This window comes from Clostridium sp. DFI.5.61, from assembly GCF_024462915.1.
GTDB lineage: Bacteria > Bacillota > Clostridia > Oscillospirales > Oscillospiraceae > Lawsonibacter > Lawsonibacter asaccharolyticus.
This window is the reverse complement of the sequence record NZ_JANGBZ010000013.1, coordinates 1-22,340: the sequence shown is the minus strand read 5'-3', so window position 1 is coordinate 22,340 and position 22,340 is coordinate 1. Positions and strand designations below refer to the sequence as shown.

At 53.4% G+C, this 22,340-nt stretch carries 27 protein-coding genes; 5 read left to right on the top strand and 22 right to left on the bottom strand.

Features of this window, described 5'->3' with window-relative positions; translation table 11 throughout:
* Window positions 1-2 precede the first annotated feature (2 nt).
* From NE584_RS08480 to NE584_RS08385, 20 genes are all read right to left on the bottom strand, one after another.
* Window positions 3-587: an HD domain-containing protein gene (locus tag NE584_RS08480; RefSeq protein ID WP_172697309.1), complete on the bottom strand. Its 585-nt coding sequence runs from the start codon at window positions 585-587 to the stop codon at window positions 3-5.
* Window positions 584-874, bottom strand: coding sequence for a hypothetical protein (locus NE584_RS08475; RefSeq protein ID WP_172697310.1), 291 nt, complete (start codon window positions 872-874; stop codon window positions 584-586). The genes NE584_RS08480 and NE584_RS08475 overlap by 4 nt, the downstream gene beginning before the upstream one ends.
* Window positions 861-1,130, bottom strand: coding sequence for a DUF1599 domain-containing protein (locus tag NE584_RS08470; RefSeq protein ID WP_192935662.1), 270 nt, complete (start codon window positions 1,128-1,130; stop codon window positions 861-863). The genes NE584_RS08475 and NE584_RS08470 overlap by 14 nt, the downstream gene beginning before the upstream one ends.
* Window positions 1,131-1,243: 113 nt before the next feature.
* The gene (locus tag NE584_RS08465; RefSeq protein WP_172697312.1) at window positions 1,244-1,735 is read right to left on the bottom strand and encodes a hypothetical protein; all 492 of its coding nucleotides are present in this window, start codon (window positions 1,733-1,735) and stop codon (window positions 1,244-1,246) included.
* Window positions 1,736-1,749: 14 nt separating this feature from the next.
* Window positions 1,750-2,238 carry a hypothetical protein gene (locus NE584_RS08460; protein WP_256182610.1) on the bottom strand — a complete coding sequence of 163 codons (489 nt, stop codon included), beginning with the start codon at window positions 2,236-2,238 and terminating at the stop codon, window positions 1,750-1,752.
* A 3-nt stretch (window positions 2,239-2,241) separates the two neighbouring features.
* Window positions 2,242-3,282, bottom strand: a complete 1,041-nt coding sequence (locus NE584_RS08455) for a YqaJ viral recombinase family protein (protein WP_172697314.1) — start codon at window positions 3,280-3,282, stop codon at window positions 2,242-2,244.
* A complete protein-coding gene (locus NE584_RS08450) occupies window positions 3,269-4,045 on the bottom strand; it encodes an ERF family protein (protein ID WP_256182609.1) in 777 nt (258 codons plus the stop codon). The genes NE584_RS08455 and NE584_RS08450 overlap by 14 nt, the downstream gene beginning before the upstream one ends.
* 563 nt (window positions 4,046-4,608) lie before the next feature.
* Window positions 4,609-5,181, bottom strand: coding sequence for a hypothetical protein (locus NE584_RS08445; RefSeq protein WP_256182608.1), 573 nt, complete (start codon window positions 5,179-5,181; stop codon window positions 4,609-4,611).
* A gap of 2 nt (window positions 5,182-5,183) precedes the next feature.
* Window positions 5,184-7,025 carry a DNA polymerase elongation subunit (family B) gene (locus NE584_RS08440; protein WP_226907561.1) on the bottom strand — a complete coding sequence of 614 codons (1,842 nt, stop codon included), beginning with the start codon at window positions 7,023-7,025 and terminating at the stop codon, window positions 5,184-5,186.
* On the bottom strand, window positions 7,026-7,163 hold the full coding sequence (locus NE584_RS08435; protein ID WP_226907560.1) for a hypothetical protein: 138 nt from the start codon (window positions 7,161-7,163) through the stop codon (window positions 7,026-7,028). It abuts the gene before it with no gap.
* On the bottom strand, window positions 7,157-7,693 hold the full coding sequence (locus NE584_RS08430; RefSeq protein WP_226907559.1) for a DNA cytosine methyltransferase: 537 nt from the start codon (window positions 7,691-7,693) through the stop codon (window positions 7,157-7,159). The genes NE584_RS08435 and NE584_RS08430 overlap by 7 nt, the downstream gene beginning before the upstream one ends.
* The gene (locus NE584_RS08425) at window positions 7,690-7,950 is read right to left on the bottom strand and encodes a hypothetical protein (RefSeq protein WP_172697318.1); all 261 of its coding nucleotides are present in this window, start codon (window positions 7,948-7,950) and stop codon (window positions 7,690-7,692) included. The genes NE584_RS08430 and NE584_RS08425 overlap by 4 nt, the downstream gene beginning before the upstream one ends.
* A 16-nt stretch (window positions 7,951-7,966) precedes the next feature.
* A complete protein-coding gene (locus tag NE584_RS08420) occupies window positions 7,967-8,353 on the bottom strand; it encodes a hypothetical protein (RefSeq protein WP_009259140.1) in 387 nt (128 codons plus the stop codon).
* A 12-nt stretch (window positions 8,354-8,365) separates the two neighbouring features.
* Window positions 8,366-9,754, bottom strand: coding sequence for a DEAD/DEAH box helicase (locus tag NE584_RS08415; RefSeq protein WP_172697319.1), 1,389 nt, complete (start codon window positions 9,752-9,754; stop codon window positions 8,366-8,368).
* The gene (locus NE584_RS08410; RefSeq protein ID WP_226907593.1) at window positions 9,745-10,143 is read right to left on the bottom strand and encodes a hypothetical protein; all 399 of its coding nucleotides are present in this window, start codon (window positions 10,141-10,143) and stop codon (window positions 9,745-9,747) included. The genes NE584_RS08415 and NE584_RS08410 overlap by 10 nt, the downstream gene beginning before the upstream one ends.
* A gap of 5 nt (window positions 10,144-10,148) precedes the next feature.
* Window positions 10,149-10,559 carry a hypothetical protein gene (locus NE584_RS08405; RefSeq protein ID WP_009259143.1) on the bottom strand — a complete coding sequence of 137 codons (411 nt, stop codon included), beginning with the start codon at window positions 10,557-10,559 and terminating at the stop codon, window positions 10,149-10,151.
* Window positions 10,560-10,608: 49 nt separating this feature from the next.
* Window positions 10,609-11,424: a DUF6273 domain-containing protein gene (locus tag NE584_RS08400; protein WP_256182607.1), complete on the bottom strand. Its 816-nt coding sequence runs from the start codon at window positions 11,422-11,424 to the stop codon at window positions 10,609-10,611.
* A gap of 40 nt (window positions 11,425-11,464) precedes the next feature.
* Window positions 11,465-11,701, bottom strand: a complete 237-nt coding sequence (locus NE584_RS08395; RefSeq protein ID WP_256182606.1) for a hypothetical protein — start codon at window positions 11,699-11,701, stop codon at window positions 11,465-11,467.
* Window positions 11,698-11,868, bottom strand: coding sequence for a hypothetical protein (locus NE584_RS08390; RefSeq protein ID WP_256182605.1), 171 nt, complete (start codon window positions 11,866-11,868; stop codon window positions 11,698-11,700). The genes NE584_RS08395 and NE584_RS08390 overlap by 4 nt, the downstream gene beginning before the upstream one ends.
* The gene (locus tag NE584_RS08385) at window positions 11,865-12,167 is read right to left on the bottom strand and encodes a hypothetical protein (protein ID WP_256182604.1); all 303 of its coding nucleotides are present in this window, start codon (window positions 12,165-12,167) and stop codon (window positions 11,865-11,867) included. Before NE584_RS08385 ends, NE584_RS08390 begins: the two co-directional genes overlap by 4 nt.
* 277 nt (window positions 12,168-12,444) lie before the next feature.
* Between NE584_RS08385 and NE584_RS08380 the strand changes: the two genes are divergently transcribed.
* On the top strand, window positions 12,445-12,828 hold the full coding sequence (locus NE584_RS08380) for a helix-turn-helix domain-containing protein (RefSeq protein ID WP_256182603.1): 384 nt from the start codon (window positions 12,445-12,447) through the stop codon (window positions 12,826-12,828).
* 33 nt (window positions 12,829-12,861) lie between these two features.
* Window positions 12,862-14,565, top strand: coding sequence for a recombinase family protein (locus tag NE584_RS08375; RefSeq protein ID WP_256182602.1), 1,704 nt, complete (start codon window positions 12,862-12,864; stop codon window positions 14,563-14,565).
* Here NE584_RS08375 and NE584_RS08370 read toward each other — a convergent pair.
* Window positions 14,517-15,557: a cell wall metabolism sensor histidine kinase WalK gene (locus NE584_RS08370; protein WP_256182601.1), complete on the bottom strand. Its 1,041-nt coding sequence runs from the start codon at window positions 15,555-15,557 to the stop codon at window positions 14,517-14,519. The genes NE584_RS08375 and NE584_RS08370 overlap by 49 nt on opposite strands.
* On the bottom strand, window positions 15,554-16,237 hold the full coding sequence (locus tag NE584_RS08365; RefSeq protein WP_256182600.1) for a response regulator transcription factor: 684 nt from the start codon (window positions 16,235-16,237) through the stop codon (window positions 15,554-15,556). Before NE584_RS08365 ends, NE584_RS08370 begins: the two co-directional genes overlap by 4 nt.
* 406 nt (window positions 16,238-16,643) lie before the next feature.
* Between NE584_RS08365 and NE584_RS08360 the strand changes: the two genes are divergently transcribed.
* The 3 genes from NE584_RS08360 (at window position 16,644) to NE584_RS08350 (ending at window position 22,282) form a co-directional block, all read left to right on the top strand.
* On the top strand, window positions 16,644-17,927 hold the full coding sequence (locus tag NE584_RS08360; protein ID WP_256182599.1) for a TolC family protein: 1,284 nt from the start codon (window positions 16,644-16,646) through the stop codon (window positions 17,925-17,927).
* A 71-nt stretch (window positions 17,928-17,998) separates the two neighbouring features.
* Window positions 17,999-19,219 carry an efflux RND transporter periplasmic adaptor subunit gene (locus NE584_RS08355; protein WP_256182598.1) on the top strand — a complete coding sequence of 407 codons (1,221 nt, stop codon included), beginning with the start codon at window positions 17,999-18,001 and terminating at the stop codon, window positions 19,217-19,219.
* A 6-nt stretch (window positions 19,220-19,225) separates the two neighbouring features.
* Window positions 19,226-22,282, top strand: a complete 3,057-nt coding sequence (locus NE584_RS08350) for an efflux RND transporter permease subunit (protein ID WP_256182597.1) — start codon at window positions 19,226-19,228, stop codon at window positions 22,280-22,282.
* The last annotated feature ends 58 nt before the right edge of the window (window positions 22,283-22,340 follow it).

Here is a 22,340-nt window from a genome sequence, read left to right as displayed (position 1 = left end):
GCTCAGACTCCTTCCACATGGCTTGCCAGCATATCCGCTTGGTGCGTCCACAGCACATTAGGATAGAGGTTGACGGCTCTGGTGTAATCGTTCCACTCGGACTTGTCGGTAAAGGCTCCCATGTGATACCTGATACACAGAACCTCTTCCTCAGTCAGCTTGTAGAACTGGCTTAGAAGCATGACCGACTTATCACCGTGGCCTTTGAGAAGCGTGTTAGGATTATGCTCCCAAGAGAGTTTATCGAAAATGAACTGCTTCTCCCCGCCAATATAAATTGTGTCTTTGACAGGATGACGGTACAGGTCGATTTTGCAGAGGTCATGGAAGATACCCACCAGATAGGGAGAACGGCAGTCCTTCCATTTCAATTCCAATCTCTCAGTCAGGCCGGCCAAGTGTTTTGCTACGGATAGAGAGTGGTCAAACAAGCCGCCCTCATAGTTACCGTGGTACTTGGTCGAAGCGGGAGCGGTGAAAAAGCCATTGATAGTGAGATAGTCCAAAACCTCAACCGTAGCCAGAGGGGTTCCGTCCGGCAGACGCATGAAGTTTAGGAACTCAGACCGGCGATCTCTTTCGGTCATGACCCAGCACCTTCTTCCTGATCTAATCTGTCGGAAAGCCGATTAACTTTCTGTTTTTGCCAGTTTCTCACTTCACAGGAACATTTGAAAATACACTTAATTTGGGCCAGCATAATTTCCACATCAGCGATTTCTTCTGCGATATGCTTCACATCGGTTTGCCCTCTAAGGTGTTTGCAGAGTTCCTTTTGCAATTCAGACATTTCCTCGAAAAGCATATTGATTTGACTATTTACGCCGTAATGTTCAACGGCTCTGCTGATAACTGAATACTCACTCAGCGTCATGGTCGGAAACCTCCATTTCCAGCACCGTCATAATGGCATAATTGGCAAGGTCAATCAGGGTGTCCCGAATGGACTCGTCATTTACCTTCTGTTCCCCACTTCGGGAAAGAGTCTTAAACCGGTTAAACTTATCGCCCAACCTGATACGAGCCATTGCCATACCCTCTTCAACAAAGGTCTGGTGGAAGCTATCACCGTAATCATGGTTCTTCCGGGCATAGAGGCCGTTGATTTCCTCACAGATTTCCCGGTGCATTTGAACCTTTGTCTTTGTTGTGGTCAAAGTATCTTATCCTCACTTTCCACATATTTTTCAACAAACCATTGGCGAGGGAGAGCGGAAATTTAGCCGCCCTCCCTCGTCCATAATCAGCCAAGAAGGGCCATCAGGTCACTCTTAGATTTAGGGGCCGCAGTAGCCGCCTGAGCGGACGCAGGAGCGGTTTTGGGAGCCTGGGTGGGTGAGGGTGCCGCCTGTTCATCCCACCCGTCAGAGGGCCGCTTATCGGCCAACCGAGCGAAGGTAATGGTCTTGTCCGGCTTGTTCTTGTTCGGTTGAACATCATGCTCAATATCACACTCGATGAAGTGACCCACAAGGTCTTCATGGTCGATTTCGGTAAGCTCGAAATCCTGCAAGGCGGTTTTCGCAAAATAGCTGAACGCATTAAGCGCACCTTCGTTCGGAGAGCCGTCAGTTTTCAGCAGGGAAAATCGTTCGATGTGCTTGGCTCCGCTTTGCGTCTGCATGGTAATTTCCAGCTTGCCAAAGGCTTCCTTATAGCTGACCCCGGTAATTTTGAAGATATGGGTTCCTTCCGGGATAAGGGAAAACCCATCACTCAAACCAATTTTAGCCATCTTGTTTGTCCTCCTTAGACTTCATCATTGACGGGAAAGATGATGCCCACAAGTTCCTCGTCATCTCCGGGTAATTCCGGGAAACTCTTTACCAGCAGGGCTTTTGCGACATTGGAATTGGTGTCAATGTCGTAGGCATAAAGGATTTCACAGGTGTCTTTCCGCTCAATCAACTTCCAGTCATCGTTGCTGATCTTGATAGAAATGTCACCAGCCTGGGTCTTATAGACCCGAATACAATCCTTGATGCCGCCATCGGGATAGGGCATGATTGCCTCAGACAGAACCGCATAGTCTGTATGACCAATCTGGTCAATCATCTTGTCAATGGCCTGGGGCATATCCTGAATAGCCGCAGCGGTCACGCTTTTCACCGTAGTGGGAATGAGCATCATAGCCGTGGGGGAGGCCAGCCAGTGGTCAACAAAGGGTAGGTCTTCAATCCCTCTCTTATAGATCACTCCGCTGGAAGCCAGAGATTTCACAAAATTCTTAAACTTCATCGGTCATCCCTCCTTAATTGCTTTCGGCAGCAACCGGTAGCTGTCCTCGGTGGTACTGTACTTATCCAAAACCCCGTCCGCTTTCATAGCGTCCTTATTGATTTTGGTAGTGGTACTCTTGCTGACTTCCCAGGTATAGGCAGTACCGGCGATAGACACCTTTTTGTCCCCCTCACGGAACTGCTGAATAGCCGCCTTTTTAATCATATCGGTCAGGGTTTTGTACCGCTTCTCGTCATCGGAAACCTCGGCGGCATGAGCGTCCAGCTTACCTTTCAGCTCTTCGGCTTCTTTCACCAGAGCCTCTAAGTCGGTTTCAGGAGAGAGATTGTTGGTACGGAGAGCGGCCAGTATTTCAGCGTCCTTTTTCTCGTCATAGGCCGGAGAGAGGCCGCTTTCCACATGGTCTTTCCACCACTTCAAAGCCGGTTTCACATACCGCTTCTCGAAGTCCGGGTAACGCTCTGACACTTTGAAAGGCCGAGTGATTGTGTTGACGGAACTGCATACGAAGTTCTCAGGGTGTTCATAATCACCGGGTTCCAGGAAGGAGGCCACCATTATTACGCTGTCTACGCCCAAGAGATACGCATAAAGGGCGGCTTGGAGGGCATAATATTCAGGAATATCTTCCGCCCAATCCTCTACACGCTTGGAGGTTTTCATTTCCAGAACGGTTGTAGGCTTGCCATCTTTGCCATGCAGCAGGTAGTCCCACATACCACCGAGTACCGGCGTATCAGAGAAGAAATCACCGAAGGTCTTCTGGAAATAATTCTCGCCGTAAATATCGGTTGGAGTGACCAGATTGCTCATGAAGTAGGTGTTCTTCATGTATTCCGCCTGTTTCGGCTCGATGGTCTTACCGGCAATGGTATAAATCGTGTCCTCGAAGGGCTTCTGGTAGGTACGGGTGATCTCACACCAGACCTCAAAGGGAGTAGACCAAGGATTGAGGCCGAGAATGGTAGCGAACCGGGTAGCGGTCAGCTTCTTAGGACGCTTGGGCGGCACAATCTGAATTTTGTTGTCAAGCCATTCCATGATTAACCCCCTGAGTGTCATACGCCGAGAGCATATCCCGTACACCGGTAATGAGCTGGTCGCACACATCAGCGGTGATCTTGGTGAAGCCCTCAGTCTTTACGGCCACATTCTGCACAAAGCTTTCCTGCTCTGCGTCCAGCTCCATGAGCTTTTTCAGTTCCGCTTTCAGCGTGGCAACCTGTTCTTCACTGGCGGCACCCTCCGGGGCGGAAGTCAGCTCGGACTTGATTTCCTGACGCTTCTCAGCGGTCACAGGAGCCTTTTTTGCGCTCTTAGGGGGAGAGGGAGGTGTCTGAGTATCTTCATCTGCACCGGAGGTATTGTCGATGCTGTCAGCCTCGATAATGTCAAGAACGAGCTGCCACAAATACCGGCGCATATAGGTGATAGAACTGCCCAGGGCTTGCATTTCGTTCGTCACAACCTTGCCGCTGTTGGAGATGATAGGGGCGATCTGCGTGAAGGGAGCCTCAAAGGTAATAGGCTCTTCATCCCGATCATCACAGTTGAAAACTTTGGCAATGGCGTACTCCTTGCCGAAGGTGGGAGCCATCAGCAGACCCACTTCCGTGAAGATGGACTCGGCCACAGGAACAATGTCATTCAGCTCGAAGTACATGAACTCCAAGTGAATGTTTTTTCCGGTTTTCTTCACACCGGCTTGCAGGAACTTCAATCGGGCAATCTGCAACTTCCGGCAGATATTCATGCCGCTGTAATCAACGGCGGGTGCGGGGGTCTTTTTACTCTCGGTAGCCATTTTTCTTATACCTCCTGAAACTTCTTCAAAAACTTGTGAGAACTGATATACTCATTGATCTTCGCTCTCTGCTTACCCGCAGCCCTACGGCGGTTGAAAAACAACCGTCTGCGCTCTGCTCTACCAGGATTTTTCTTCATATTGAACCCTCCAATAATTTCAACAGATTTCTTTTCGTGACAGCGATAAGATTATCGCCGGTCAACATCTTCCATCGGAATTTGCGGTCTGTCGGCACAAGCCCAAGGTCTTCTGCTTGAAACCGAAGATCATAGTCACGCACCGTATGGCCGTCTGCCTTGAATGTGACCGGACTATCCCTATCCCATTTCAAAAGCAATTTCCAGAGGTCAGGGTAGGTTTTTCGCAATAATCGGAGCTGGTCTATTCCTTGATTGTGACAGAACCAACACCCCCCCTTGTTGCGGTTGTGTAAATCGGAGAGAGCAAGTCCCGCTCTTCACACCACTTCCGGCAGTAGGCTTCATCCCACCCGACTTCCACCAGGGGCATTTTGAAGCCGGGTTTAGTGTGACGCTCAATGCGTTCCGGTTCATCCGCAGCTATTCCGAGGTACTGCACAATATTTGTTTTTGCCCCTTGTGCAATGGGGCCAGTAGAAAACCCGGCGTTTGAGATCGCTCGTACACCAATTCCCCTTGATGATAGGGAAGCCGAGGATAAGACCCGTCTTTGAGCTTTTTGCACCATGCGCTGATTGTAAACGGGAACCCGTTGCAGATTTCGGAGTTTGAGTCGGCTGTTGCACCATGGAGCGAGGCGAGGTGGGAACCCGGCAATCGGAGATACCCCCCCTCACCGAAACGATTTATCGTTGTTTCTTTTCTGATAGGAACATGGTAGAACAGTTTTTCATAAGTCAACTTCTCACCATTCCGAACTGCACATTGATGTTCTACTTCAACCCCATACCGCTCTCGAATGATTTTATCTGCATGAACCTTGAAGGAAACCATTGGCGGCAGATCAGCCGGAATATCATCCGTTGCCCACACTTCCGCATGAATGATACGGTCAAGCGGCCAACCAAGCTCTTCAATGGCTCCCAAGCAAGCTAAACTGTCCTTACCATAGGAGAGTGAAAGGACATACTCTGTGTTCGGTTCTCTTTCCAAGACTATCCCTCCAACAAAGCCGTCAGCTCTCGTTTGACCTTATTTACTCTCCGGGTATTCCGCTTAGGAGGCTTGATACCAAGGAAATCCCGGACATACCGTTTTGCCAGCCGGATATACCAGTCACGGTCAATCACCTCAATAGAGAGATGATTGTCATTGTCTACCACGCACCTTGACGGTAATCCGGCAATCTTCACGGGGTTTCCAGTCGAGAGGTGCATTTTGTAGAGCGTTCCCATACGGTGATTGTCCGTGGCATATACCCGGTTGACTTTCTGTACCACTTGTAATTCTCCATCCACCTCATGAAGAGCGTCACCATACTTACTCCCAGCCTTGGCGATCAGTTGGAAGTCCAGCAGCTTGTTACACTCCATGATAGTCTGCTCCACAGGAACTCCGTAGGCCAAACAGTCTTTGACCGCTCTGGCAACTACACAGGCGTTGTTATTGACATTGAACGCTCCTGCTGGTGCAATCCCTCGAACCAGAACCCCGCCTTTGATTTTGGGGTCGCCCTCAAACGGGACTTCCACATAATTGTTTACATCTTTCTGGCAGATCATCTTTATCAGGTCTTCTTCCAACTCAAAGCCGGTGCGTTGCTCCCATTCTCCGGTAATCTCTTGATACTTGGGAACATCGGAGTCATCAAGGCTGACCATGATGCCATCGGTGTTAAGCTGAATGATTTTCAGCGTAGGGCAATCCTGAATGAGATGGATAGCCATTTCAAGAAGCTGTAACTGTCCTGAGATACAGACCGAGCGGCCCATGAGGGGGTCATAGAGGTCGTTATACTTGTTCAACATGGCTCCATAGGTGGTGTTCAGCACCAGCTTTAGAGCATTGGCCGTAGCCTTGTCACCGGCCTTTTTTGCTTTGACCCGCCGCTCAATGGTAGCTGCATACACATCGGGAGAGGGAATATTCCGACTGCAATAGCCGTTTAAGATCATCTGGTGAGGGTAGTAGCTGGCGACATCTTTATTGCGAATGGAACGGGTTTTCGTAGCTTCCTCCTGGTAACAGGGAATGGCCCCATGAATACCTCCGTAGGCAATCGTGCAAGGGCAGTCACCAACCATGATTTCCAACTTCTCTTTGAACACCACCTCATTAGGGATGGTCATGTCTTTCAGCCGGTCAAAAAATGCAAATACCTCCTGCGGAATGTACTGGCGTAACAGAGTAGCCGGGTACTGATATTCCCGCTCGTCATAATGAGGTTTAGGCTCTGCGTCAAGGTAGGCAGCAGTCAGCTTGGCATTGGTCATATAGAGGGCCTTTGCCGGGTAAATACCTTTCTCTTTGCCCAGGGTCAATTTGCTGGACAGGTAGCCTTGTCGAAGGTCATCCAGCTTATCGGTTGCGTCTACATCATGCTTGCAGTAGAAGATGACCTCTTCCAGCTCTTCGGGAGTCAATGGTCTATCAAGATTGAAAGACACAGTGGTTTCCCGAATATCCATACCCAGGTGAGCTTCTATTGCTTTCAGGGACAATCCCATCTGGCAATCGTCCATGAGGTCGTATTGGTCAAAGTATATCCGGCTCTCTCGAAGATCAGGGTATTCCCATCCCTCATGGCCCTGGACGATAATGAAATCATTGACCACTTTCACCTCTTCCGGCGTATAGTCTGCCAAAACAGCTTTCAGAATGAATTGGTCATAGTGCTTGTTATTGAACCCGGCCAAAAGTGGCTCCTGTTCCATGAATTGTTTGACTGCTTCGTTGTCGTTGTGAATTACGGTGTACTCTCCGGTGGCCTTGTGTTTGAACACGAAAAGCCAATCAAAGGCAAACACCTCACAGTCAAAGATAAAAAGATTATCCACTCATATCGCCTCCCCACTGTTGGGCCATTGCTTGTGCAACACCCGGAAATGTTTTTGAACGAGTTTTTGGGTCACGCTCATTTCTCCCCTGAAATCTCCGGTAATTCCCATGAGCGTCTTTACAACCTCCATTAACATACGGGGTAACTCCTTCCCGAATAATATCGGTAGGGGTAAGGGGGGGGGAGGTTTTTAAGCCACAGGCAAGTCCGCTTCGTGTAAGGGTGTCCGAACCACCACGGCTGTATCGCTTGGGTATATTGCGGCAACTGGTGAATTTTTCCGGGTGTGGGGTTCTCAACACAAATTTTCTGGCAATCTGCTTCCAGAAACTTCATGAAAAACGCTTTGGCTTCAACGGCTTTCGCCATTCGTTCTTTATTGATTTCCCCTTTTATTCGCAATCGGACAGAACCTGCATTGGTCAGGTAGGTGCATGGAGGAAAAGCAATCAGCAAATCCCATGTTCCAACAATGGCGTGAAGATCACCGTCCATCGTAATAAACGGCTTATTGCCATTGATAAGAGGAAGAACATCTCCTTTGATGTGCCATTCCGGGTGCCCACCAGAACACTCTTGTGTATCGCAAGAATAGGCTTCATGCCCTAATTTCCGAAAGGCGATACATACCGCTTGACTCTCTTCACAGGCTACAAGGACTTTCATTTTACCTTGGCTCCCCGGATGATATAGATACACTTATCAACTCGGTAAGCATCATACCCCTTCGGGTGCTGCTCATTGTACTTGCGCTTATGACCCGAAATGGTTGCCAGTTTGTTCTTCGCCTCTTCCTTGGTGTCATACTCAAAGCACATATTCTTTGCGTTACCGCTGGTTAGAAAATCTTCAATGGCCTTGACTTCTTCGCTCTTGGCAAATCCCCTTCTGTCGGGAGCCTGAACATTGTAGGTAATTTTCAATCTATTCACCCTCTTCTTAATTGGTTTCCGGGGCAGCTATCGTGTCGATATAACAGAGGTCTTCTGTACCCGGTATAACATCAAACAGACTGACCGTAACTGGCTCAGAGGCTTGTTTTCGCCTCTCATGTCCTACGGCAGAGCGCATTGCGGAACAGGCTACCGTGATAAACTTCAATTTCTGCAACTCAGGAAGTGCAAAATATCGCTTCACACTTAACAGATACCGGAAGATAACCACATCAAACCATTCATCAGAGTTTAAGCCCTGTTGTCTTAAATAGCGGTACACAATACTAATGTGTTCCGAAGCAAACCGGCTTTCTTCAAGTGTGAGAGGCCGTTCATAAAACTGTTTCGGGAGCCTGACTGCTCCACCCACATCACACTCACGGGTTTTCATTTGCCCCCCCCCTCATTCTAAAATTTTGCAGCCGCATTTGCGGTACGAAGTGCATCGTTTTTTATAACTGCGGACAAGGTATTGAATACCGTTATCCACATAATCATAGGCAATCGGTTCTCCCTTGCCCTCAAAGGTTCTGGCAATACGACCTACGCTCTGTGTAATAATGGCGTAATCCTTTTGCGGAGTGGTGAGGTACAACCGGTCAAGCCTGGGAATATCCAACCCCTCTTTTGCCAGGGCATAGGTTGCGAACAAATAGTGCTTCTTCCCAGCTCTCATGTCCTCTATGGCCTGTTCCCGTTTCGCCTTGCCCTTTTTGGAAGTCATTTTCCCGTCTACCATTACCGCTTGATCTCTCAAATGCTTCGGGAGATGGGCCATCAAATATTCCAGGTGGGCCAACCGGTCAGACAAAACAAGGTTGTAATGCTCGGCGTTCAGCATGAGATCACCAACAATCTGACCGTTTCTACGGAAGTCCTCAGCCAGATAATTTATCAACTTGGCATAGATGATCGTGCCGTCCGTATCAAGGAACTCTTTACTTAGACCAATTTGAGTAGGCCGGGGAAGGACACTGACGGTCATGATTTTATCGGCTACCGCCTCGTCTGGCACCTGATAAGCGATTTTTCCCAAAAGAGCATAAGTAGCAGCAATCATGCCGTCTGCCCGATGAACCGTGGCAGAGAGGCCGTACTTATGCCGAGCGGCCAGTGAGCTTAGTACCTTGGAAAATTGTGTGACTGCGGTAGGTGTACCGGCTACCCGGTGGCACTCGTCCACAATGACACAGCCCCAAGTGTCCCTGTATCGGTTTAGATCAAGATTGCACATGGTCTGTACCGTTGCAAAGGTGATACCCTTACCAATCTGGACTCTTCCTTCTGTGATTGTTCCGGTCAGGGCCGAACTCATATACTGCTCCGCTCGGCTCTTGCTCTGCAAAAGCAAGTCCCTTGTATGGGTGAGCCAGAGTGTCTTTTCTCCAATCTCGCAAGCCAGCGCAATCCCAATCTGCGTTTTGCCGGAGCCAGCCGCACTCTGCAAAATCCCACGACCACTTTCTACCAGAGCGTCTTTTGCTTTCTCCTGATAATCGTAAAGGGGAATATTGCATTGGAAGTCAACCTTGGACTGCGGAGCAAAGGTCATGGACACATCGGTGAATGGAGCCAGCCGAAGAACATCATTGAAACAACCGTAGGGAAGCACCAGCGTGTCGCCATCCCATTGCATGAGGTACAACTTCTGCGGTGTATTACCAAGCCACAGGTTCATACGGGCCTTTTTGGTATAATCGGGATTTGCCAACACCAGATTTTTCTTGCACCACTCCAACAGGTCAGCGGTGGGGTTCTCAATCCTGAGCTGATTAGAAACGGTCATCCGCATTTCGACACCCACTCTTCCAGTGTAATTCCGAACTGCTTAATTTCTGACCAGTACAACGATCTCCGGGTAAGCATAGCTCTCTCCATGGCTTCGAGAGAGATAAACCATACCTCTCCGTTGGTCATTCTGAGAGCGAACCAACCTTCACCGTTTCCCGTCTGCCGCCAGAGTATCATTGCGGAATACTGATTTTCTTCCACTCGTTCCAGCCGGAAAATGTCTTTCTCACATACCTTACAGTCAATGGGATAGGTGCGGCCATTCTTAGCGGCAATCACATCAAATGGCTGTCCTTGGCTGTTTTGCGCCATCTGGTGCGCCCAAAAGCCATGCCCTGCGAGGTTGGTACAAAGCTGCCGCTCAAAAGAGGTTCCGGTCTTACGGTTCATGTTTGTCAAACCACATTCCCTCCCCACATATCTCTCAATAGTGCGTATGCCTTAACGCAATAACGAGCGGCGTTCAAGTGAGTAGTAGAACTTCGGCCCAAGTCTAAAGCCTTATCACGGAGCCGCATATATTCCTGGTATTCTTCGGAGTTACGAGAACATCTTGCCTTAATGACCTCTGCCTCCCGCATAAGTCCCTGAGCCATGCTTCGGGCCTCTTCCGCCTTTTTGACTTCCCGGACTTTACGCTCCTTGAAATAATCCAAAAGCTCTCTTACTTTTCCGTCATCCCAGCCAGGGTCAGCAACCAAGAGTTTGAAGAGCTTTCTGGTTTTCTCTATCGTGGTTGGGAAAAATTCATCGGCAAGTAACTCGCAGCCTCCGCTATACCATGAAATTTTCACAATATAGTTCATGACTCTCCTTTCTCCGCCCCTTACGGGGCGGGATTTCGCAGATATTGGATTAAACGCAGAAGCCGAAGGACACGCCATAAGAGTAGTGGGCGTTGTCATTGCCGGCGTATCCCGAACTGCTCACATTGCAAAAACCGTCGGTGCCGCCGCTACGAGGCGAACGCTCCCACCGCCAATCCCGTTCACCGTTCTGCTTGCACTTTCCGTACTCGGTGTTCTCCTGGCGATACCAGCCATACCAATGCCCCTCGTCACCGTGGGAATAAATCTTTCGGCCAAAAATTTCCTGCTCGGACAGAACAAACAGAGGGTCAGAAGTCAGGCCGTACTTCTCGCTGTTTCCGCCCAAACTCGTCTTCTTCAAACAGGGCTTGATGACCTTCCGAAGATCAGCAGGAAGCATTTCGATGACGGAATTGTTCAGAACCTTGCGAAGCTGGGAATTTTGCCAGCCGCCCTTGTTGGTGTACTCAGGGTTCATCTGAAAATCGTTATTGAGGGTTTCCACCGTTTCAAAGGTGATAGGCAGGATATTGTTCTCTTTATCCGTATCGTGATTGAAGTCGATGATACGGGCCGTCATAACTGTGCCATTAGACAGGGTGAATTTTTTGGTATCGCCCTGAGCAAACACCTTATCAGCCATGCCAGACTGAGCATACATAGCGATTTCAGCCCAAGAGCAATCGTCCAGCTTCATCTTCGGGAGTTCGGGAAGGGTGTAAATCCGGCCATCTGCGGGAACCTTGCAACAGGGGCAAGTAGGGGTCTTCTGCATGGTGGAAATGACTTCCTTTTGGTAGGTGATCGTCCGCTCCAAGCGGTCAAACTCAGCCGCAAGCTGAGAAAATACATTCTTATCCATGTGAAAATCTCCTTTTCAATTTTCAAAATGTCTGGTATAATCAGATTGAGCTTTTACGCTTGCCGTGGATGGGACTGCACTCCCGTCTGCGGCTTTTCCTTTTCTGCGTAGGATAAAACGCTCCGGCCAGTTTACAAAAGACATAGAAGAGGAATAAGGCAAAGGCCATGTGAAGCGTTCCGGTGCCAAGAGCCATCATGTCTTGCTCAACAGCGGCAACCGTTCCAAGGAGCCAGAAAAAGGAGAGAAATGCCAGGGTTCCAAATATCCGTTTCATTCATCTATAACCTTCTTCCACACATACTCTTCTCCGGTCTTCTTTCTGTACCAGTCCTCAAACTCGGCCCTGTGTACGGGGTCAGTGAAATATTCCCGCACAATTTGAAGCAACAACAGGCTTGCGGCTTTAGCCTGGGCTTGAACTTCCGGTACAAAGGCACTCACGGCTCCCCGCATGACCCCATCTGCATCTGATACCGATGTAGAATATCAAGGGAGCGGCGAAGGATTTCGTCTGCTTTGTCCCCGGTGCGAACACCAGAGAGCGTTGCGGACATTTCGTACTTGTCAGTCATCAGTCCTTCATCGGAGAGCTGCCGGATAAGCCAAGTAAAGGTCAGACTTGCACCGGCCACAAGCTCCCTGATCTGCTCACGGTAGCTCGTACGCTCCTGCTCCGTCAGCCGGACAACAGGTGCATCGGGTGTCCAATACGGACGGGGTGTAGGGTTTCCCACCATCATGCGACCTCCTTTCTTCGATTTACAACTAAAGTTATAAATAATCCTTGTCAACTAAAATCGCTTATGCTATACTGGACTTGTCACAGAACAATAAGCATTAGAGATTTCACATTGACACAGGAGCCGAATTTCTTTCAAAGAAAGGGATTTGACCCCTCGGATTGTTGTTGCCTGTTTTATAACTTTCGTTGTTGATATGAGTATATCAACGATTATCGTTGTTGTCAATAGGGTATCAACAATTTCTGTTGATTTATTTTCAGGAGGTGCCCGCACAATGAAAACGGTAAATCGTACTCCCGAAGAGCAAGCTATTCTCGATAACATTGTTGCCTGTCTAAATTACAAGAAAATTGAACAAAAGGATTTATGTGAATATCTTGGTTTTAGTTCTCAGATGTTCACAAACTGGAAAAACAAATCAAGTAATTCTTATCTGAAACGGCTTACTAAAATTGCAGAATTTCTTGATATTTCAGTCGATCATCTTTTAGGAAAGGTCAGTATTTCCGGCGCGTCAGAGTTAGAAGAACGGCTACTCAGATACTTTTCTTTTTGTGACGCAGAGGGTAAATTGCGTATTATTCAATGCGCCATGAATGAACATGATAGGACGCAAAGAGAAAAAACAAATCCGCCGCAAGGCTCTGTTATTGGCTAAAGTCATCGACCTGTCTGAATGGAGAAAGACGCTATGAAAACCATGAAATTTCCTATTGACCTCTCCATGCTAACCGAAGAGGAAATAGACCAATTCAGACAAGACCCGTCCACACTTTTTGAAGGGGACACCGATGTATCGTTGTACCTTCGGTTCAGCTCTGAGCGGCAACGGGAACAGTCCATTGAAGGGCAGCTCCGTGATTGCCGAACCTTCTGCAAACTTAATGGCTACCGTATTACCGCTATCTATGTAGACCGGGCCACCACCGCCCGGAAAGATGTGGAGAAACGGGTTCACTTCCAAGAGATGATACGGGACAGCGAGAAAAAGCCATGGGAGTATGTGGTTGTTTGGAAACTTGACCGCTTTGCTCGGAACCGAACAGATAGCGCACTTTTCAAATTCCGCCTCAGAAAGAACGGCGTAAAGGTCATCTCTGCTACTGAGAACATTTCTGAGAAACCGGAGGGCATTATCCTTGAAGCTGTGTTGGAGGGTATGGCCGAATTTTACTCCGCCGACCTCTCGCAGAAGATCACCAGAGGCATGAGGGAGTCCGCCTTGAAGTGTCATAGTATCGGAGGCCATATCCCCCTCGGCTATAAGATTGAAGATCACAAGTTGGTTATCAATCCGGCTACCGCTCATATCGTCCAAGAGGCTTTTGAACTTTATGCCAATGGGGAAACCGTGGCCGATATTTGCCGTATGTTTAACGCAAAAGGCTATCGCACAGCCAAGGGAGTAGAGTTTAACCGGAATAGTTTCAAGTCCATGTTCCGTAATAAACGATATATCGGGGTCTATACCTACAAAGATATTGAGATGGAAGGAGGCGTTCCGGCCATCATTGACAAGGAACTGTTTGAAACGGTGAGCCGTAGGCTCTCTAAGAACGCAGAAGCCCCGGCAAGGGGCAAAGCCAAGGTGGATTACCTCTTGGCCGGAAAGCTCTTCTGCGGCCATTGTGGAGGCTCTATGAATGGGGAAAGCGGAACCAGCAGAACCGGAGCTGTCCACAATTACTACACCTGTTATACCAGGAAGCGGAAACACGCTTGTGAAAAGAAGCCCTTGAAGAAAGAATGGATAGAGTATATCGTAGCGCAAGACGCTATGGAGTTACTGACCGATGATACAATTCAAGAGCTGGCAGATATGGCGATCTCTCAAACTGAAAAGGACTTGCGAGAAAATACCCGTATTCCTGAACTTACAGAGCGGATGAAGGAAACAGAGAGCGGTATTACCAATATTACAAATGCCATTGAAAAAGGTATCGCCTCTGACGCTCTTATGAACCGGCTTGTAGAGTTGGAGAAAGAAAAGAAAAATCTTCTCCGACTTTTGGCCGAAGAAGAGAAATATGTCTGTAAAATTGAGCGGAGCCAGATTGTCTACTGGCTGACCGAGTTTAAGGGAGGCCGTATAGAAGACGAGAGATACCGGCGCATTATCATTGACCTTATGGTGAACTCCGTTACTGTATGGGACGAACCTGACGGTTTCCGCATTACGACAGCATACAACTTGACCTCTTGCAAGAGTAAGACTTTCCGCATAGACCCTTCCAGCGAGAAGGGGTTCGGATTTGAGGGGTCAAAGTCCACCAAAGAGAAAGACCCACACAGTTTAACTGTGTGGGTCTTTTATTTTTTGAGAAAAAGAGGACGGCATCTAGAATCTTATAGTGCTGGGGGACAGGGGAGGCGGACGGTGAAGGTGCTGCCCTGATCCACCACGCTATCCACCCGGACCTGGCCGCCGCACAGCTCCAAGATCCGGTAAACAATAGACAGCCCCAGCCCCAGGCCTCTCCCGCTGCCGCTGGAGCGGCTGCCTTGGTAGTATTTATCAAAGACATGGGAGCGGACCTCCTCCGGCATGCCGATGCCCGTATCAGCGACCGAGATCTCCAGCTCCTCCGGGCGGACCTGGAGTGTCACAGTGATCTCGCCCCCTTCCGGGGTGTATTTTACGGCGTTATCGAGCAGGTTGATCCACACATGGCGCATCAGCTCCTCGTTGCCTACGAACTCCGCCGGCTCCAGGCTGGCGGTAAAGGAGATCTGCTTTTTCTCCCAGGAGGGGGAGAGGAGGATGGCGCACCGCTTGATCTGTTCGTCCAGGGGGTAGGGGCGCTTCTCAGCAATAAACTGCTGGGACTCCAGCCGGGTGAGGAGCAGGGTGCTGTTGGCCAGGTCGGCCAGGTGGGAGGACTCATCCAGAATGATCTGGAGATACTGTTCACGCTCCTCCGGGGTGGTGTCCGGCTCCCGCAGGAGCTCCGCAAAGCCTTTGATAGCGGTGATAGGGGTCTTGAATTCGTGGGAGAAGTGGTTGATGAAGTCGGAGCGCAGGGTCTGGATGCTCTGCAGCTCTTTGGACATCTTGTTGAAATCCTCATAGGCAGGCTGGAGGGGGCCGCCCTCCTCTGGCTCCAGATACTGGGAAAAATCCCCGTCTGCCACTGCCTTTAAGCCCCGGGTCAGGCCGGACACCATTCGGTTGAATTGGCGGCTGAACAGCGTGGCGGTGATCCCCACCACCAGCCCCATCACCGCGAGAATTCCGAGCACCGAGACCGTGGATGCCCAGAGCCAGTGGAACCGGTCCAGAATGTGGAGCATCGCAAAGGGGGCCACTGTCACCAGTGTGACCACAACGGACTCGATGGACAGCCAGAAGGCCAGCGTGCGGTTCCGCCACGGACGTCGCTTTTTCATGGCTGCTCCTCCTTTGTGATCTCCGCCTTATATCCCAGGCCCTTGATAGTGACGATGCGAAACTCGGGAATGTCCCGCAGCTTGTTGCGCAGGCGGCTGATGTGGGTCTTCACGGTATCCTCCCCACTCTCCGAGTCATAGCCCCAGACCCCGTCCAGCAGCTGGTTTCGGGTGAAGATCTGTCCCGGATAAGACAGAAGCTTATAGAGCAGCTCGAACTCCTTTTTGGGCAGCTCCATAGCCGCCCCCTCCCGGGTGACGGTGTATGTCCCTGAGTCCAGCACTGTCCGCCCCACCACGATCCGATGCTCGCTGGCGATGTGCGCCCGGCGCAGCAACGCATCCAGCCGCCAGATCAGCTCCTCGTAGTTCACCGGCTTGGTCATATAATCGTCCACGCCGGAGGAAAATCCCTCACGCTTGTCCTCGAAAGACTGTTTGGCGGTGAGCAGGAGGACCGGGATCTGGTCCCCCCGCTCCCGCAGGGTCTTTACCAGCGTATAGCCGTCCATTCGAGGCATCATCACATCAGCAATGGTTAAGTCCACTGGCTGCCGTTCCAGCACGTCCAGGGCCTCCACCCCATCCTGGACGCTGATGATGGCATACCGGTGCTTCAGCTTGGCGGTGGTGAGCAGGCGCATAGAGGTATCGTCTTCCACCAGCAGAATGGTCGCCATTGCCGTCTCCCTTCCCCGGCCTTGGTTTGGGAAGACCCCTCTGGGCAGTTCTCCCGCGCCGGAGTTATTTTTGATAGTTCCACAACAAAAATCAACGAAAGAACAACAGCCTAGTATCTCATCCATGGGATATAGGGTGTCACAGACATTATATCGTCCCAGGGGCTGTCCGTCAAAGGGAGAGCCCGCCTTTGGAAGACCAGCATAGCCCCTTCGGGTAAACTAGACGTAAACTTCCTGTCGCTCTTTGTGGGTTTTTCTAAAAAATGTGGGGCAGAGAGGGGGATTTCCGGCGTTTTCTTCCTGCCGCCCGGGCGGCCCAGTTTACAATGAGTTTACCTGAGCGTGCTATGCTACCGCCGTTAGAAAATCTGCACGAACGCGCAGCGACGATGGAGGCACAACCATGAGACAAAGAATTTCTCTGCTGCTGGCTGTATTGATTCTAGCCGGTACGCTGAGCCTTCCCACCCTGGCCGCAGAGCCGGGGGAGGACAACGCACGGGAGACCGGGGCCCAGAATGGGGGAGTCCAGCAGGTCCCTGCTGACCCGGAGGAGACCCAGGATCCCCGGCCCGACCCGGAGGGGACAGTGACCTGGGCCAACCTGGACAGCCGCATCCGGGAGGGGAGCCTGAGCGCCCTGATCCTGGCGGAGAACATCGGCGGCATCGAGGGCATCGACTATGACCTGATGTATGATGATTTGCGCCGACAGATCAACGACATCGCCGATCTGCAGTGGATGATGGTCCTGATGGGCAACAGCATGGGTGCTGACGCCCTGGACCAGACCTATGACGCTCTGCGGGAGACCTTTGACGCGATCAAGGACGGAGAGCTGCAGGCGGACAACGCCGATGTGGTGTGGCAGCTGGAGGACACGGTGAACCAGGTGGTCTCCGGGGGCGAGACGCTGTACATCACCCTTCTGGGCCTGGAGCAGCAGGCCGCCGACGGACAGCGGGGCCTGGCCGCCCTGGACCGGAGCTTGGAGGAGCTGCGCCTGCGGCAGACGCTGGGCCAGGTGTCCCAGCAGACGGTGGCTCAGCTGGAGCAGACCCGGGTGGAGACCGTCAGCCAGCTGAACAGCCTGGACGCCACCATCCGGGAGCTGAAGGTCCAGCTCCAGAATCTCATCGGTGAGGCCCCCACCGGAGAGCTGGAACTGGGCGCTCTGCCTACCCGGTCGGAGACAGTGTGGGAGGTCCCCGACTATGAGGCCGGCCTGGAGGCCGCCAAGGCGGCCAGCTGGACCCTGCGCAGTGCCCAGAAGGCGCTGGAGGATGCGGAAGAGGATTGGAAGGACGCCCGCTCCGACTACCGCTCCTCCCGCAAGCAGTACCTGCTCCAGCAGGCGGAGCATACCTGGAACGCCGCTCAGCTCACCTACCAGTCCACAGTCCAGAACTTCGAGACCAGCTTCAAAAGCCTGTATGACTCCCTGGCCAACTATGAGCAGCTGTATGCCAGTGCCCAGTCCGCTCTGGTTTGGCAGCAGTCCCAGCTGGACACCGTTCAGACCCGCTATGACCTGGGGCTGACCACCTGCTCCGCGGTGCTGGATGCCCAGGACGAAGTGGCATCTGCCCAATCTGCCCTGGACAGCGCCTGGAGGGACCTGTTCTCCGCCTGCAACAGCTATCGCTGGGCGGTGGAGTACGGCCTGCTCCCGGCCCAGGGAGCATAAACAGAGACACTCAGGGCGGCCCCTGCCGGCTGCCCGCAGTTTGAAGGGAAGAAAGGATGGAACACGACTCCATGGATCGCAAACTTTCCGTTTTATTGTGCGGTGCCCTGACCCTCGCCTTGGCTGGCTGCCAGGCGCCGGTGGAGGAGCCCCTGCTGGACCCCACCGTAACGGTGGAGACCACCGCCGTCCGGGCCGGGGACCTGAGCACCCAGAGCACATACATCGGCACCATCTCCGCAGAGGGTACTGCCAGCGTGGTATCCATGATCTCCGGCAATGTGGAGCAAGTGGCCGTTGCCGTAGGGGACACCGTCTCTGCCGGGGACCTGCTGTGCCGCTTTGATGACGAGAGCGCCCGCCTGAGCCTGCAAAATGCCCAGGCCGCGGCCAACAGTGCCCAGGAGAGCTATAACAGCGCGGTGTCCAACTACGGCGGCACGGACCTGCCCCTGCTGCAGGAGCAGCTGCGCCTGGCCCAGGACAACTATGACGACACTCTGGCCCTGCTGGAGATCGGCGCTGCCTCCCAGGTGGAAGTGGACCAGGCCCACCAGACCCTCCTGTCTGCCCAGGCTGGCCTGGAGGCGGCCCAGGCATCCCTGAACTCTGCCCGGGCGGGCATCCAGTCCGCCCAGGTGGGGGTGGATTCCGCCCAGTACCAGCTCTCCCTCTACAACCTCACCGCCCCCATCAACGGCGTGGTGGAGGCGGTGAACGTCACCCAGAACAACTTCGCCGCTTCCGGTCAGGTGGCCTTCGTCATCTCCAATGGGAACAACAAAACGGTCACCTTCTATGTCACCGACTCTGTGCGCCAGACCCTTACTCCTGGCCAGGCGGTCACCGTCACCTATAACGGCCAGTCCTATGAGGGGGCGGTCACCGAGATCGGCGGCGTGGTGGACGCCCAAGTGGGCCAGTTCAGGGTAAAGGCTATTATCGACGGAGCCCAGGACCTGCCCGACGGGCTGGCGGTGGAGCTGACCACCACCGCCCACCAGGTCACCGGGGCAGTGCTCATCCCCAGCGACGCTATGTTTTTTGAAAGCGGCGTCTCCTATGTGTATGTGGTCCAGGACGGCAAAGCGGTGCGCTCCGACGTGACCATCGGCCTGTACACCGCTGACACCATCGCCGTAACCAGCGGCTTGACCCTGGGGGACGAGGTCATCACCACTTGGTCCTCCAGCCTGCGGGACGGGGTCTCCGTGCAGACCGCCGCCCAGGCGGAGGACAGCGAGAGCGCCCAGGCCGATCCGGCGGCATCCGGCCCAGAGGCGGAGGGATAACGCGGCATGAAGTTCATTCAATTAGTCCTGCGGCGCCCCATGTCTATCATCACCCTCATCCTGGGCGTGGTGGTGTTCGGCTCCGCTTCCCTCACCGGGATGCCCCTGGAGTATATGCCGGACATGGAGATGCCCATGGAGCTGGTGATGATCACCTGGCCGGGGGCAGATGCGGACAGCGTGGACCGGCTGCTAACCCAGCCAATGGAGGACGAGTGTGAGTCCCTGTCCGATCTGGACTCCATCAACTCCTACTCCTCGGAAAACTACACCATGCTCCAGCTGACCTATCAATACGGCACGGACATGGACGACGCCTACTCTGATCTGAAGAGCGCCATCGATAACCTGATGCCCTCCCTCCCTGACGAGTGCGGCGACCCCATCATCATGGAGATCAGCGCCGACGCCCTGGGAACCATGATGATCTCCGCCACTGCCCCCGCGGGCATCGACGTGGCGGACTATCTGGACAACGAGGTGGTCCCCGCCCTGGAGAATATCGGCGGCGTGGCCCGGGTAGAGCTGTCCGGCGCCCGGGATGAGTACCTGCGCATCGTGCTGGACGAGGCGGCCATGCGGCAGTATGGACTGTCCATTTCCACCGTGGGCTCTGCCATCGCGGCGGCCGACTTCGACATGCCGGTGGGCAGCGTGTCCCTGGGCTCCCAGGACATCGCCCTGGGCGTGTACGGCAACGTGGAGGTCAACCCCAACTTCCGGGATCTGCCCATCCAGACCCCTTCCGGCCACACGGTAATGCTGGAGGATATCTGTACCTTCTTCAACCTGTATAAGGAGGATGCGGACACCGTCAGCCGCTACAACGGCCAGGAGAGCGTCATGCTCACTGTCACCAAGCAGGATTCCGCCGCCACTATGGAGGTGTGCAATGCGGTCCAGGACGTGCTGGACCAGTACAGCGTGGACGGTGTGGGCTTTGAGACCATTTACAGCGAGGGCGACAGTATCCTGGAGACCCTGGGCGAGGTGCTCAATACCCTCATCACCGGCGTCATCCTAACCATGATCGTGCTGTTCGTCTTCTTCGGCGACCTGCGGGCCAGCCTGATCGTGGGCATCAGCATGCCTCTGTCCATCCTGCTGGCAGTGATCCTGCTGAACTTTGCCGGCTTCAACATCGACCTGATGACCGGCTCGGCCCTCATCATCGCCATCGGCATGATCGTGGATAACTCCATTGTGGTGCTGGAGAGCTGCATGCGCTGCAAGGAAGAGGGAATGGATTTCCGGGAGGCTGCCGCCACCGGCACGGCCACCATGCTCATGTCCATCCTGGCGGGCACCCTCACCACCGTGGTGGTGTACATCCCCATGGCCATGGCCGACGGCCTGGTGGGCATGATGACCGGCCCCCTGAGCTGGACCATCCTGCTGACCCTGCTGTGCTCCTTCCTGTGCGCTGTGGTGGTGGTCCCACTGGCCTTCCTCTGGCTCAAGCCCCGGACCAAGGATCAGCTTATTACCAACCGCATCCTGGGCCGGTTCAAGGGCTTCTACCGCCGGACCCTGCCCCGGCTGCTGCGCCACCCCGGGCGGGTGGTGCTGGTGGGCGGCGCCTGCTTCCTGGCCGCCATCCTGCTGATGACCCAGATGGAATTTGTGATGATGGCCAGCAACTATGACGGCAGCATCACTGTGGACGTAGCTTTCCGCTCGGGCACCAAGGTGGAGGTGATGAACCAGCGCATTCAGACCCTGGAGGACGCCCTCCTCTCCGACGAGAACTTCGAGAGCGTGACCCTGGACCTGTCCGGGAATACCGCCTCCTTCACCGCCTACTCCGTAGATAACTGTGACCGCTCCAGCGAGGCGGCGGTGGAGGAGTACACCGCCCGCTTCGGCAGCGTGCCGGATATGGATGTGTCTGTCTCCCCCAGCGGCGCCATGGACATGAGCGCCCTGATGAGCAGCAACAGCAAGGATGTGGTCCTGCTGGGCAGCGACCTGGATACCCTTCAGACCGCAGCGGAGCAGGTGGAGGAGGCCATGACACAGGTCCCCGGCGTTATCCGCATCGAGAACCCCTTCCGCTCCAGCCAGTCCAAGGGCCGCATCGTCATCAATTCCCAGAAGGCCATGGCCCTGGGCACCTCTGAGTCAGCGGTGGCCATGCAGATCTACTATTTGCTGGAGGGCATGAATGCCACATCGGTGGACTACGGCGACACGGAGTATGATGTGGTCCTGGAGTACCCCGAGGGCAAGTACGACGATATCTCCGCCCTGCTGGACTACCCCATCACCACCCAGACTGGCCAGCAGGTGGCCCTGCGGGACATCTCCACCGTAGAGTACATCACTACTCTGCCCACCATCACCCGGCAGGAGGGGCAGTACAGCGTCACCCTTACGGCCACCACCACCGATTCCGCCAAGTACAGCGCCCCAAAAGAGATCGACGCCCGGACGGCCCAGCTCGACCTGCCCCAGGGGGTGTCCTTCGGCGTGGGCATGATGGATGAGAGCACTGCAGAGGGCCTGGAGAGCATGGCGACCGCCATCGCCGCGGGCATCTTCCTGGTGTTCCTGGTCATGGCCATCCAGTTCGACTCCCCCCGGCTGTCCATCATGGTGATGATGTGTATTCCGCTGAGCCTTATTGGCTCCATCGGCCTGGTGTTCCTCAACGGGCGGCCCATGAGCATCGTGGGCCTGATGGGCTTCCTGATGCTGGTGGGCATCGCGGTGAACAACGGCATCTATCTGGTGGACGGCACCAACCAGCTGCGGCAGACCATGCCTCTAGGGGATGCACTGGTGGAGGCGGGCACCACCCGCCTGCGCCCGATCCTGATGACCACCCTGACCACCATCATCTCCATGGTGCCTATGATTTTTTCCAATGACAGCGGCATGAGCATGATGAAGGACATGGCCTACGTCATGGTGGGCGGCCTTATCGCCTCCACCCTCCTGGCCATGTTCCTGATGCCCGCCTTCTATCTGCTGATCCGGCGGGAGAACCTGGACGGCACCAAAAAGGGCCGCCGCAAAAAGCAGCAGCCCGAACCTGTGGAGGCCGGAAACGCCCAGTCCTGACCGCCCCCAATAGAGACAAGACCCGCCCGGCCCCCCGCGGCGCGCCCTGGGTGAGGGT

Excerpts from the sequence above, each read along its gene's own strand:
- NE584_RS08460 (WP_256182610.1), bottom strand. The coding sequence starts at position 2,238 with ATGAAGTTTAAGAATTTTGTGAAATCTCTGGCTTCCAGCGGAGTGATC.
- NE584_RS08370 (WP_256182601.1), bottom strand. The coding sequence starts at position 15,557 with ATGAAAAAGCGACGTCCGTGGCGGAACCGCACGCTGGCCTTCTGGCTG.
- NE584_RS08405 (WP_009259143.1), bottom strand. The coding sequence starts at position 10,559 with ATGAACTATATTGTGAAAATTTCATGGTATAGCGGAGGCTGCGAGTTA.
- NE584_RS08360 (WP_256182599.1), top strand. The coding sequence starts at position 16,644 with ATGAGACAAAGAATTTCTCTGCTGCTGGCTGTATTGATTCTAGCCGGT.
- NE584_RS08420 (WP_009259140.1), bottom strand. The coding sequence starts at position 8,353 with ATGAAAACCCGTGAGTGTGATGTGGGTGGAGCAGTCAGGCTCCCGAAA.
- NE584_RS08400 (WP_256182607.1), bottom strand. The coding sequence starts at position 11,424 with ATGGATAAGAATGTATTTTCTCAGCTTGCGGCTGAGTTTGACCGCTTG.
- NE584_RS08450 (WP_256182609.1), bottom strand. The coding sequence starts at position 4,045 with ATGGCTACCGAGAGTAAAAAGACCCCCGCACCCGCCGTTGATTACAGC.
- NE584_RS08395 (WP_256182606.1), bottom strand. The coding sequence starts at position 11,701 with ATGAAACGGATATTTGGAACCCTGGCATTTCTCTCCTTTTTCTGGCTC.
- NE584_RS08435 (WP_226907560.1), bottom strand. The coding sequence starts at position 7,163 with ATGTTAATGGAGGTTGTAAAGACGCTCATGGGAATTACCGGAGATTTC.
- NE584_RS08480 (WP_172697309.1), bottom strand. The coding sequence starts at position 587 with ATGACCGAAAGAGATCGCCGGTCTGAGTTCCTAAACTTCATGCGTCTG.
- NE584_RS08355 (WP_256182598.1), top strand. The coding sequence starts at position 17,999 with ATGGATCGCAAACTTTCCGTTTTATTGTGCGGTGCCCTGACCCTCGCC.
- NE584_RS08380 (WP_256182603.1), top strand. The coding sequence starts at position 12,445 with ATGAAAACGGTAAATCGTACTCCCGAAGAGCAAGCTATTCTCGATAAC.
- NE584_RS08470 (WP_192935662.1), bottom strand. The coding sequence starts at position 1,130 with ATGCACCGGGAAATCTGTGAGGAAATCAACGGCCTCTATGCCCGGAAG.
- NE584_RS08415 (WP_172697319.1), bottom strand. The coding sequence starts at position 9,754 with ATGCGGATGACCGTTTCTAATCAGCTCAGGATTGAGAACCCCACCGCT.
- NE584_RS08465 (WP_172697312.1), bottom strand. The coding sequence starts at position 1,735 with ATGGCTAAAATTGGTTTGAGTGATGGGTTTTCCCTTATCCCGGAAGGA.
- NE584_RS08385 (WP_256182604.1), bottom strand. The coding sequence starts at position 12,167 with ATGATGGTGGGAAACCCTACACCCCGTCCGTATTGGACACCCGATGCA.
- NE584_RS08430 (WP_226907559.1), bottom strand. The coding sequence starts at position 7,693 with ATGAAAGTCCTTGTAGCCTGTGAAGAGAGTCAAGCGGTATGTATCGCC.
- NE584_RS08410 (WP_226907593.1), bottom strand. The coding sequence starts at position 10,143 with ATGAACCGTAAGACCGGAACCTCTTTTGAGCGGCAGCTTTGTACCAAC.
- NE584_RS08375 (WP_256182602.1), top strand. The coding sequence starts at position 12,862 with ATGAAAACCATGAAATTTCCTATTGACCTCTCCATGCTAACCGAAGAG.
- NE584_RS08365 (WP_256182600.1), bottom strand. The coding sequence starts at position 16,237 with ATGGCGACCATTCTGCTGGTGGAAGACGATACCTCTATGCGCCTGCTC.
- NE584_RS08350 (WP_256182597.1), top strand. The coding sequence starts at position 19,226 with ATGAAGTTCATTCAATTAGTCCTGCGGCGCCCCATGTCTATCATCACC.
- NE584_RS08475 (WP_172697310.1), bottom strand. The coding sequence starts at position 874 with ATGACGCTGAGTGAGTATTCAGTTATCAGCAGAGCCGTTGAACATTAC.
- NE584_RS08455 (WP_172697314.1), bottom strand. The coding sequence starts at position 3,282 with ATGGAATGGCTTGACAACAAAATTCAGATTGTGCCGCCCAAGCGTCCT.